Genomic DNA, 1,314 nt, shown 5'->3' on the forward strand with positions numbered 1-1,314 from the left:
CATAAACTCTGGATTTTTTGAAGTTTTATTTTTGGCGCTTGCACGCCTTACTTATCATACCCTAATTCAGCAATGCCCAAAATCCATTGTTTGAGGGTGGAGAGTTCTGAGGTGCGATCGTAAAAGTAAGGGAGTTCGGGTGCGTCTGTTAAATCGATTATGGGCGATCGGGCATTATTTTGGGGAGAGTCAGGGGCAGAGGGCGATCGCTGCTTGGCCTCTTCTGCACCTTGCCGTTTTTCTCCACAGATATTGATATGACTATTAATGTAACCAACAATCTGTGAACCATTATTGTTGTAAATATTAGACAATGCTTGTGTTTCTAAAATAGATCGAACATTAGATTGTTTAATATCTTCTCCCAATACGTCAGAAAGCATCTTCCATAATTTTCTAGAAACTTGTTTAATATGATCTTCACTCCGATTGCACTTTTTAGCTATTTTATGATATTTCTCCCCCTCCCAAACTTCTTTTAATATAGAGCTTTGCAATGAATCAATATGTTTTCCCGTCTTCACAAATACTTGCTCGTCAGTCCATTGTAAAACCTCTTGGATATCCATAGCTAAAAGTTGGTTGATTTTTGACAATCACACTATATCACACTTTCTGACACCTGTGAAACTAAATAACACTTTTTATTCTTAGTGAAAAGTGTTTTAAAAATGTAACTGTACACTAAATAACACTTTTATTGATCTCAAAAAATATAGTTTCCGAGTAAAATAATTAGAGATACAAGGAATCTAGTATAAATTTATAAGTTATCAAAGGCTCTGGAGGAAATATGACACGGTTTAACTGGTTTGCCAAAGACACCTCTCAAGAAGATCACAAACTCACTTCTGGGGATGTGCAGCGGATCGTGGGCGAATTTAATAAATGTTTGCCACGCATTCTGGGGATACCTGAAGTTTTAGAGGGGATCACCTTTGAGGAAGCTATAAATTATTTCCAGAGCGATCGCCCTGGGACTCCTAATGTAAAAAAAGGAGCAATTATTTGCCAAAAGCATCCCGAAGGAAAAATTATAGGACAGGTATTTTTAGATCAAAATAACCACTTGATTTGTAGTTCAAATGAAATACCTTATGGTCGTCACTTCATCGCCAAAAAGCTCGACCAAAAATTAACTGATATCTTGGGCGATCAAGAATTAGTTCCCATTGAGTTGAAGGCTAAAGAATCTGGTGAATCTCAGCTTAGTGAAGAAACTACTCAAAAACCGCGGGTAAGGATTCAGGTCTTTGATTGGGGAATAAGAGAAGGCATGAATAAGTTACAAGAATGGGCAGATAGAGCATCACG

2 protein-coding genes are annotated in these 1,314 nt (G+C 37.4%); one reads left to right on the forward strand and one right to left on the reverse strand.

The window, feature by feature from the left end; all coding sequences use genetic code 11:
- Positions 1–47 precede the first annotated feature (47 nt).
- Positions 48–569 (reverse strand): hypothetical protein, encoded by a 522-nt coding sequence (locus tag QUA77_RS29115; protein ID WP_333454104.1) that lies wholly within the window; start codon positions 567–569, stop codon positions 48–50.
- Between the two features lie 224 nt (positions 570–793).
- On the opposite strand from QUA77_RS29115, the gene QUA77_RS29120 reads away from it, so the two are divergent.
- The coding region (locus QUA77_RS29120; RefSeq protein ID WP_333454106.1) for a hypothetical protein at positions 794–1,314 on the forward strand (521 nt) is incomplete at its 3' end.

The organism is Microcoleus sp. K5-D4 (assembly GCF_036704575.1).
GTDB lineage: Bacteria > Cyanobacteriota > Cyanobacteriia > Cyanobacteriales > Microcoleaceae > Microcoleus.